The sequence below is a fragment of the Arthrobacter agilis genome, from assembly GCF_002953615.1.
In the GTDB taxonomy this organism is placed as follows: Bacteria; Actinomycetota; Actinomycetes; order Actinomycetales; family Micrococcaceae; genus Arthrobacter_D; species Arthrobacter_D agilis_B.
On the sequence record NZ_CP024915.1, the window covers coordinates 1,818,697 to 1,825,827 of the forward strand.

Below are 7,131 nucleotides of genomic sequence, written 5' to 3' on the forward strand. Positions count from 1 at the left end.
CCGGGACCGTATCAAGATCGGCACAACGGCGAACCCGCGGCAGCGGCTGGCCCGGATCTGGCACGACGAGGTCCTCGCCTTCGAGCGCGGCGACCGCCTGGTGGAGCACCGACGGCACGAGCAGTTCGCTGCCTGGCGCCTCGGCCGGTCCGAGTGGTTCGCGGGCGCTCCGGAGATCGAGGAGCACGTCGGCCGGCTCGCCGCCGGCGTCACTGATCCCTGGGCGCGGTACGCCCGCTGGCTCGGCGAGGCAGCCGCCCTCCGAGGGTGACGCCCCGCCGGCGATCGTCCCGACCCTGCCGTCCGCCTCGTCCCGTGCGGGCGGCTCAGCCGATCCCGTCCGAGCAGGGCTCGGGCGGCCGTGTCGGCGGCGACGCGTCGGAGTGCCGCGCGATCGTCGCCGTCGCCCGGCGCAACGCCTCGGACGGGACGTCGGACACCAGGTCCTCGAGGAAGGCGTACCGGCGCAACCACTGCTTCCGTATTCCGTCGCGCCCTTCGCTGACGCGGTGCCACCAGTCCGCGATATCGCCCCACCCCGGCGCGGCCAGGGATCCTCCCACGTGCTGCACCGACAGCGACGCGCAGAGATTGGCGAAGCTGAGGCGGTCCGCGAGGGAGAAGCCCGCGAGGTCGGCCATCACGAAGGCCGCTCCGAAGCAATCGCCCGCACCGGTCGGATCGTAGGCCGACACCGGCAGTGCCGGCACCCACTCCTCCTCACCCGTGACCGAGTCGATGGCGATGGCGCCCTGCTGGCCCACCGTGACGACGGCGACCGGCACGCGGTCCGCCAGCGAGTACAGGGCGGTCCAGGGGTCGTCCGTGCGCGTGTACGCCATCGCCTCGACCGCGTTCGGCATGAACGCGTAGAAGTGCTCGAGCGACTCGAGCGTCTCCGCCGCCCACTCCCCCGCGGGATCCCAGCCGACGTCGCCGAACAGCTTCGTCCCCTGGGCCGCGGCCGCCCGCGCCCACTGCTCCACCTCGGGCTCGACGCCCACGATGGCGGCGCGGCACGACGGCGGCGTCCCGATCAGCTCCGATGCACGCAGTGGTGCGGGGTGACCGTGCGTCACCATGGAACGGTCCTGGTGCACGGAGAGGGACACGGTCACCGGCGAGTGCCACTGCCCGAAGACGCGCGACCTCGACAGGTCCACGTGTTCCTGGTCCTGCAGCACGTCCCAGTTGAACTGGCCGTAGCCGTCGTCGCCGAAGGCCGCGGCGAGCGTGGTGTGGAGCCCGAGCCTGCTCGCGGCGATGGCCTGGTTCGCGATGCCCCCGGGCCCGGATCCCATGCCGTCGGTCCAGACCTCCGTGCCCGGTGAGGGCAGCTGGTCGAGCCCGGTGAAGATGATGTCGAAGAACACCTGCCCGGCGAGCAGGAGATCGAACTCGGGACTGTCCGGCGCGCGTGTGGCCGCCAGCGGATCGAAGCGGTGCTGATGGGCCATGTACGGCAGAATACTTCCAAGGCGCCGGTCGCGGGGCGGCAGGCGCCATCGAACACCGTGCACGGCACCGCCGCCGGGCACGCACCGCAGCGGACCACCCACCACGGAAGCGGGTCGAGCCTTGCCCAGTACTGACGGAACCGGCGCACGCCTGGTCATCGTGGGCGGCGGCGGCTTCCGGGTGCCGCTGGTCTACCGCGCACTTCTCGAGGGACCGTTCGCCGGGCTCGTGTCCGACGTCGTCCTGCTCGACGCGCTACCGGAGCGCGCGCACGCCGTCGCCCGGGTGCTCGGTGCGCTGCCGAAGCCCGCCGGCCGCCCGGCGCCGTCGGTGCGCGTGGAGTCCCGTCTCGAGGACGCGCTGCCAGGGGCGGACATCGTGTTCGCCGCGGTGCGGAGCGGCGGAGCGGAGGGCCGCATCCTCGACGAGCGCGTGGCCCTGGCCGCCGGCCTGCTGGGACAGGAGACCGTCGGAGCAGGCGGGATCTCCTACGCCCTGCGGTCCATCCCGGACATGATGCGTGTCGCCACCCTGATGCGCGACCATGCCCCCGACGCCTGGCTGATCAACTTCACGAACCCCGCGGGGATGGTCACCGAGGCGGTCTCGGCAGTCCTGGGCTCGCGGGTCGTCGGGATCTGCGATTCGGCGTCGGGCCTCGTGACGCGGGCCGCCCGGGCGGCCGGCGTGGACCTGCACGGCTCGCTCGCGGGCGTCGACTACGTCGGCCTGAACCATCTCGGCTGGCTCCGCGGCCTGGCCGCGGACGGGACCGACCGCCTTCCCGCACTCCTGGCCGATCCCGCGCGGCTCGCCGGCTTCGAGGAGGGACGCCTGTTCGGCCCGGACCTCCTGAGGACCCTCGGTGCCCTGCCCAACGAGTACCTGTTCTACTACTACTTCCACCGGGAGGCCCTGCGGTCCATCCGGAGTGCTGACAGGACGCGGGGGGAGATCCTCCGCGACCAGCAGCAGGACCTGTACCCGCGCCTGCTCGCCGCGGCGGAACCACTCGCCGTGTGGGAGGACGCCCGGCGGGAACGAGAGTCCGGCTACCTCGCCGAGGCGCGCGGCGAGGACGAACAGCGCGACGAGGCGGACCTCGCCGGCGGCGGGTACGAGCGCGTGGCCCTCGAGGTCATGCGCGCCCTGCTCACGGACCGCCGCGCGGAGCTCATCCTGAACGTCCGCAACGCGTCGACCTTCCCCGGGCTGCCTCCGGACGCCGTCGTGGAGGTCCCGTCCGTCGTCGACGGCTCGGGCGCCCGTCCACTGGCCGCCGCGCCGCTGACGCTGCACCAGCTCGGCCTCATGGCGGGCGTCAAGGCCGTGGAGCAGGACACCGTCCGGGCCGCGGTGCACGGGGACCGCGACTCGGCCCTTCGTGCACTCGCGGGCCATCCGCTGGTCGACTCGTTCCATTCCGCCGGGAGGGTCCTTGCAGGCTACGAGGAGGCGTTCCCCGCGCTGGGAGCGTCCTGGTCCGGCTGATGCCGACCGTCGGCGTGCATGCGGCGCCGCACCTCGTCCGCTCCCAGGGGCAGCAGGCCGGTGTCCGTCGTGGCCGCGATTCAGGAGAAGCCCGCCGCGCCGAGGATCGCCGCGCGTTCGGGCGTGCCCGCGTAGGCACCCGCCCGGATCCCCGCGACCCTGCAGGCGCCGATGATCCTCTCCAGCGGAGCGCGCTCCCCCGTGGACGCGAGGAGGTCGTCGACCTCCAGCCCGAGGGCGAGCGACAGATCGAACGGACCGACGAAGATCATGTCCACCCCGGGGACCGCGGCGATCCCCTCCACCGCCTCCAGGGCGCGGGCGGTCTCGATCATCACCGAACACAGCGGGACGGCGTGCCGTCCGCCGTCGGAGCCCGGCTGGTGGACCGGCCGGGCGCCGTGGAGCGGCCCCCAGCTCCTGGCCCCGAGGGGAGGGTAGTGGCTGGCGGCCACAGCCGCTTCGGCGTCGGCCACGGTGTCCACGAGGGGCACGACGACGCCGTCCGCGCCCGGCCGATGAGCGCGGCGTCACTGGCTGCGACCCGCACGAGCATCGGGGCGTCGCCCGCCGACCGCCGACCGAGGGTGTCCCGCAGCCCACGATCGTCGAAATGACCGTGCTGCGCGTCGAGGCCCACCCAGCCGAGGCCGGCCGCCGCCAGTGCGTTCGCGAGTCGGGGCTCGCCGAGGGTGGCCCACACGCCGAGCACCGGGTCGCGGCCAGGCATTCCGTCAGTCATCCCCCATTGTCACCCTCGACCGGGCTCGACGGCGCCGGGGTGGCACGCGGACCCGCGCTTCGGGGACGCGCCGGGGCGTCCCCGAAGCGCGTGCGTCCCCGGCCGGCGGGCGCCCCGCTTCCGCCCGCCGGCCCGATGACCGGGTCAGGCGTCCAGTGCCCGTGCCCAGAGGTTGATGTCCGAATCGACGGCGAACTCGTCGATCGCGTGCAGCTCCTCCGAGGTGAAGTCGAGGTTCTGCACGGCTGCCAGGCTGTCCTCCAGCTGGCGGACACTGGAGGCGCCGATGAGCGCCGACGTGATGGGTGAACCCTTGACCTGCGGACGCAGGATCCAGGCGATGGCCATCTGGGCGAGGCTCTGGCCGCGGCCCTCGGCGATCGCGTTCAGCCCCCGCACCCGGCGGAGGTTGTCCTCCGACAGGTGGTCCTCGGAGAGCGACTTCTGGGCGGCGGCGCGCGAGTCGGCGGGCACCCCGTCGAGGTAGCGGCTCGTCAGCAGGCCCTGCGCCAGCGGCGAGAAGGCGATCGATCCGGCGCCCGTGGCCTCGAGTGCCTCCGGCAGGTTCGGTTCCCCGTTCTCCACCCACCGGTTCAGCATCGAGTACGAGGGCTGGTGGATCAGCAGCGGCGTGCCGAGATCCGCCAGGATCGCGGCGGCCTGCAGGGTCCGCTCGGGCGAGTAGGACGAGATCCCGGCGTAGAGCGCCCGTCCGGAGCGCACCGCGGTGTCCAGCGCGCCCATCGTCTCCTCGAGCGGCGTCTCGGGGTCGGGGCGGTGGCTGTAGAAGATGTCCACGTAGTCCAGCCCCATGCGCTCGAGGGACTGGTCGAGGCTCGCCAGCAGGTACTTCCGGGAGCCGAAGTTGCCGTACGGGCCCGGCCACATGTCGTACCCGGCCTTGCTGGAGATCACGAGTTCGTCGCGGAACGGACGGAAGTCGTCCTTCAGGTGGCGGCCGAAGTTCGTCTCCGCGCTGCCGTAGGGCGGGCCGTAGTTGTTGGCGAGGTCGAAGTGGGTCACGCCGAGGTCGAACGCCCGGCGGAGGATGGCCCGCTGCGTGTCGAAGGGCTTGTCATCACCGAAGTTGTGCCACAGGCCCAGGGAGACGGCGGGAAGCTGCAGTCCGCTCCGTCCCACTCGGCGGTACGGCATCTTCTCATAACGGTCATCAGCGGGGTGGTAGGTCATCCCCTCATCCTAGGCGAGCGGACGCTGCTTCCCCCGGGGAGGCACGGTGGGGGCCAACGGGACCCGGAGCGGACCCGGAGGCGGCTCGGCCGATGAGCCCGGCCCCTTCCCCGCCGGGCGGATGGCGCGCACCGATTTGTTCCGCCCGCTGGCCTTGGCGGCGTAGAGCGCCTGGTCGGCCGCGGCGATCGCCGCGTCGAGATCGTAGTCCGCCGCTTCGACGGCGGCGACGCCGTAGCTCACGGTCGGCATCTCGAACCCGCCCGGCGTCGAGTGTCCCCGCAGGGCCATGCTCACGTCCCGCGTGATGTCCTCGCTCCTGGACACCGAGGCTCCGGGCAGCAGGAAGATGAACTCCTCGCCCCCGTACCGGCCCACGAGATCGGTGGAGCGGACCGTCTCGGCGCAGGCCGCGGCGAAGGCCCTGAGGACGGTGTCCCCCGCGGCATGGCCGTGGGTGTCGTTGACGCTCTTGAAGAAGTCGAGGTCAGCGAGGATCAGCGTCCCGGGCCGGTCCGTCCGGGCGAGCCGATCCGTCTGCACGGATGCGAGGTCGAGGAACCCCGAGCGGTTGAGCAGCCCCGTCAGCGCGTCCCGGTCGGCACGCGTGCGCAGGTCCGTGGCGATCTGCTCGGCACTCAGCGCCGCTGCGCTGAAGGACACGACGACGAGCAGCAGCATGGTGATCAGGGTGGTGATGCCCGAGCCGAAGTAGGTGGTGAAGGCGTACCCGTCCTGGCCGCCGGCCACGAAGGCGATGCACCGGCCCAGGTAGAGGAGCGCCAGGAAGCCGGAGGCGACCGCCAGCGGAGCCTGCACCCTGCTGTAGCTGCTGGGCAGCCGCCACAGCTCCCACGAGGCGAGTCCGATGGTCAGCGACATCATGCCGAGGAACACCGGACCACCGGACCACGTATTGGTGGCGGGGTTGTCGACCGCCGAGGCGAGCAGCGTCAGGAGCGGTGCCGCCGACAGCTGGAGCCAGGCCGGTTTGCTGGTCCGCAGGGTCCGGGCGCCCGCCCATACACTGACCGTCCCCAGGACCAGCAGCGTGTTGGACAGCGGGTTGGCCCACACCTGGTGCCCGGTACCGTCGAGCAGGTAGCCGGAGGATCCGATGAAGAAGAAGGCGACGGCGGCGCACCACCATGCGCTGTAGGCGGACCGGGTCTGGCGGAAGGCGACGGTGTAGAACAGCACGAAGAGGGTGATGGCGATGGCCCCGAAAGCCACCCGCAGTGTCGTGATGTCCAGGGTCATGGTGTTCCTGCCGCCTCGTGCCTTCCGGATCCCCGCACCCACGTGGGCGGGATCCGCCTCCCCTCGGGGAAGATCTCCCGCCCAGTATGCCGGAGTCCACCGACGGTTCGTCCCGCCGGGCGCCCCTCCTGTCGTAACCCTTGCAGAGTCCGCGGGCTACGCTGCGGCGAGGCTGAGGACGAGCGCTGCATGGGGCGGCAGCTGCACGGTGTCGGCCAGCAGCCCGACGCCGTCGACCGTGGACAGCAGGACCTCGGCGTCGGCCCCGCGCACCGGGACGGTCGCCATCGTGTCGGCCAGGTTCAGCACGACGGCGGTGCTGCCGCGGTGCAGGACGATCCAGCGGCTGTCCTCGTCGAACTCCACCGAGATGCTGCCGAAGTCGGGATCGCGCAGTTCGGGGCGCGAACGGCGCAGGCGGATGAGCTCACGATAGGTGGCGAGCAGTTCGGCGTGGTGACCCTGCTCCGCCTCGGCCCACTGAAGCTTCGCGGAGGCGAACGTCGCGGGATCCTGGGGGTTGGGCACGTCCTCAGGGCGCCAGCCCATGCGCTCGAACTCCTTGAGCCGCCCCTCGGCCGTGGCCCTGCCGAGTTCCGGTTCGGGGTGGGAGGTGAAGAAGGGCCAGGGCGTGGACGCCCCGTACTCCTCGCCCATGAAGAGCATCGGGGTGAACGGACCGAGGATGTTGAGCACGGCGGCCTGCGCGAGCTGTGCCGGGTTCAGGGAGGCGCTGATGCGGTCTCCGGCCGCCCTGTTGCCGATCTGGTCGTGGTTCTGGGTCGCGACGACCAGCTGGAGCGGCGAGACGCGGGACGGGTCGATCTCCCGGCCGTGGTGGCGTTCGCGGAACGACGAGTAGGTCCCGTTGTGGAAGAACCCCTTCTCGAGGACCTTCGCGAGTGCCCCGACCGAGTCGAAGTCGAGGTAGTACCCCTCGGTCTCCCCCGTGAGGTTGACGTGCACCGCGTGGTGGAAGTCGTCGCTCC

At 72.0% G+C, this 7,131-nt stretch carries 6 protein-coding genes and 1 pseudogene; 2 read left to right on the forward strand and 5 right to left on the reverse strand.

What is annotated here, in order from left to right:
• Positions 1-271 (forward strand): annotated as a pseudogene (locus CVO76_RS08705) (GIY-YIG nuclease family protein); the annotation flags it as partial.
• A gap of 55 nt (positions 272-326) precedes the next feature.
• On the opposite strand, the gene CVO76_RS08710 reads toward CVO76_RS08705, so the two are convergent.
• A complete protein-coding gene (locus CVO76_RS08710; RefSeq protein ID WP_208738997.1) occupies positions 327-1,457 on the reverse strand; it encodes a carbohydrate kinase family protein in 1,131 nt (376 codons plus the stop codon).
• A gap of 121 nt (positions 1,458-1,578) precedes the next feature.
• On the opposite strand from CVO76_RS08710, the gene CVO76_RS08715 reads away from it, so the two are divergent.
• Positions 1,579-2,949 carry a 6-phospho-beta-glucosidase gene (locus CVO76_RS08715; protein ID WP_244185834.1) on the forward strand — a complete coding sequence of 457 codons (1,371 nt, stop codon included), beginning with the start codon at positions 1,579-1,581 and terminating at the stop codon, positions 2,947-2,949.
• 80 nt (positions 2,950-3,029) lie between these two features.
• Here the strand turns inward: CVO76_RS08715 and CVO76_RS08720 are convergent, their stop codons facing one another.
• From CVO76_RS08720 to CVO76_RS08735, 4 genes are all read right to left on the reverse strand, one after another.
• A complete protein-coding gene (locus tag CVO76_RS08720; RefSeq protein WP_208738999.1) occupies positions 3,030-3,443 on the reverse strand; it encodes an aldolase/citrate lyase family protein in 414 nt (137 codons plus the stop codon).
• Positions 3,444-3,835: 392 nt separating this feature from the next.
• Positions 3,836-4,882, reverse strand: coding sequence for an L-glyceraldehyde 3-phosphate reductase (gene mgrA, locus CVO76_RS08725; protein WP_133082453.1), 1,047 nt, complete (start codon positions 4,880-4,882; stop codon positions 3,836-3,838).
• Positions 4,883-4,891: 9 nt separating this feature from the next.
• The gene (locus CVO76_RS08730) at positions 4,892-6,142 is read right to left on the reverse strand and encodes a GGDEF domain-containing protein (RefSeq protein ID WP_208739000.1); all 1,251 of its coding nucleotides are present in this window, start codon (positions 6,140-6,142) and stop codon (positions 4,892-4,894) included.
• Between the two features lie 156 nt (positions 6,143-6,298).
• Positions 6,299-7,131, reverse strand: an 833-nt coding sequence (locus tag CVO76_RS08735) for a DUF3459 domain-containing protein (RefSeq protein WP_208739001.1), incomplete at its 5' end; no start/stop codon positions are given.

Excerpts from the sequence above, each read along its gene's own strand:
- CVO76_RS08730 (WP_208739000.1), bottom strand. The coding sequence starts at position 6,142 with ATGACCCTGGACATCACGACACTGCGGGTGGCTTTCGGGGCCATCGCC.
- mgrA (WP_133082453.1), bottom strand. The coding sequence starts at position 4,882 with ATGACCTACCACCCCGCTGATGACCGTTATGAGAAGATGCCGTACCGC.
- CVO76_RS08710 (WP_208738997.1), bottom strand. The coding sequence starts at position 1,457 with ATGGCCCATCAGCACCGCTTCGATCCGCTGGCGGCCACACGCGCGCCG.